This is a genomic window from Rhodococcus sp. T2V (assembly GCF_029269925.1).
Classification (GTDB): Bacteria; Actinomycetota; Actinomycetes; order Mycobacteriales; family Mycobacteriaceae; genus Rhodococcus_F; species Rhodococcus_F koreensis.
This window is the reverse complement of the sequence record NZ_JARJBD010000500.1, coordinates 1-485: the sequence shown is the minus strand read 5'-3', so window position 1 is coordinate 485 and position 485 is coordinate 1. Positions and strand designations below refer to the sequence as shown.

At 64.5% G+C, this 485-nt stretch carries 2 pseudogenes; both read left to right on the top strand.

The annotated features are described in order from the left end of the window. Positions 1-243 (top strand): annotated as a pseudogene (locus P3H15_RS55085) (hypothetical protein); the annotation flags it as partial. Next, positions 242-485: pseudogene (locus P3H15_RS55080) on the top strand (transposase domain-containing protein); the annotation flags it as partial. The pseudogenes P3H15_RS55085 and P3H15_RS55080, both read left to right, overlap by 2 nt.

Genomic DNA, 485 nt, shown 5'->3' with positions numbered 1-485 from the left:
AGTGGTCAAATGGCGATTACCGTTGATGTTGAAGTGGCGAGCGATACACCGCATCCGGCGCGGATTGGCCTGAACTGCCAGCTGGCGCAGGTAGCAGAGCGGGTAAACTGGCTCGGATTAGGGCCGCAAGAAAACTATCCCGACCGCCTTACTGCCGCCTGTTTTGACCGCTGGGATCTGCCATTGTCAGACATGTATACCCCGTACGTCTTCCCGAGCGAAAACGGTCTGCGCTGCGGGACAGGAGGTCTTCGAGCAGCTCACCGACGGTTTGTCGTGGTCGTCGGGATGGTCGCAGTCCTGGTCGCCGCCGACGAAATCGGCGATCTTTCAGGCCCGGTCCCGTCTGGGATACGAGCCGGTGCGGGAGCTGTTCCGCCGTGTCGCGCGACCGCTCGCCGACGCGGAGACACCCGGATCCTGGCTCGCCGGGCGCCGGTTGGTGGCCCTCGACGGGACCTGCCTCGACCTGCCCGACACCCCGG